General features: G+C 65.5%; 2 protein-coding genes. One reads left to right on the top strand and one right to left on the bottom strand.

Features of this window, described 5'->3' with window-relative positions:
• On the top strand, positions 1–301 hold a 301-nt coding region (locus tag EU811_RS23645; RefSeq protein WP_160147696.1), incomplete at its 5' end, for a hypothetical protein.
• 301 nt (positions 302–602) lie between these two features.
• Here the strand turns inward: EU811_RS23645 and EU811_RS22850 are convergent.
• Positions 603–1,114 (bottom strand): hypothetical protein (locus tag EU811_RS22850; protein ID WP_238703544.1); only part of this gene is annotated, 512 nt, incomplete at its 5' end.

Raw genomic sequence — 1,114 nt, 5'->3', positions numbered from 1 at the left:
TAGTCTCGTGGGCTCGGGGTTCTTCGTCCACCCGGAAGGCCAGACGGTGGCCGGGTTGGGCGGAGACCTGCCGACGCGGATCGTCGGCTCACGCGAGGACTCCGTGGTGGTTTTCGGGTCCGACGGCGGCGGGGCCCTGTTCGCCCTGAGTGCCACCGACGGCTCGACTGTGTACCGCCTGCCCCCTTCCCGAGTCGAAGGAGACGTCTACACGGAAGGGCCCATCCCGTGTGAGATCGCCGCTCCGGACCTGGCCGGCTGTCTGTCTCTCTTCGAACGTGAACTGCGGGCAGGGATCTAGGGTGTACATCCCAGAAGGAGAGCAAGAGCGCGGAAACTGCGGTGTATCTGAATCTGAGTCCGGCGCGCGCTGAGATGTCCGGGCAGCCGCTCGAAAAGATTCTGGGAAGCTGTGACTTCAAGCTCGGTGGCAGTGCAGTGACCACTACGCCGAACGGCGAGGACGAGGAGTCGGTCGGCTACAGAAATCGGAGCGGGACGCCCGGAACTCGTTCATGGAATCCACAGTGACTGTTGCTGACTTGTTCGGCTGGGACCAGGAGTGAAGCAGGCCGCTCAGAGGCCTGCTTCATCGGTGCCGGTCAATCCGACGTGTCCGTGAACAAGTCCCCGGCAGTCGTGGCCGTGACGGAGCGCCTGAGCCAGGTCCGGAGGATTTCCAGATCGATGCAGTCCGTGATCCGGGCGCGTACGTCGTCCGGGACCCCGATGCCACGCTCGTCCAGGATCAGCAAGATGTCCTCGGCACGGCCCTTGGTCCGGCCTTCCGCGCGCAGGCGCTGGGACGTCTCCGAACGGAAGAAGGAGAGGTCGACGGACATCAGATGCCTCCAGATCTTGGCGGACGGCATGGTGCCGAGGCCGAGTTCGGTGAGTTCGGCGAAGATACGCGCAGTCTCTTCGTCGACGGTCTTCAGGGCGGCGGCCAGGGCTTTCAGTATGGCAGCGGCGTTGTCGTCCTTGCCATGAGTGATGGCGGAGAGCGTGGCGAGGGGGATGTCACGGGCCGCGGTGGACGGGTCGGTGATGGCCGGGACGTTGTGCGGGCCCAGGACAAGGGGGCGGAGGGTGAGGGTGCGCCACTGCCGGGGGC

Source organism: Arthrobacter sp. TS-15 (assembly GCF_006964045.1).
In the GTDB taxonomy this organism is placed as follows: domain Bacteria; phylum Actinomycetota; class Actinomycetes; order Actinomycetales; family Micrococcaceae; genus Arthrobacter.
This window is presented reverse-complemented; position numbering and strand designations above follow the sequence as displayed.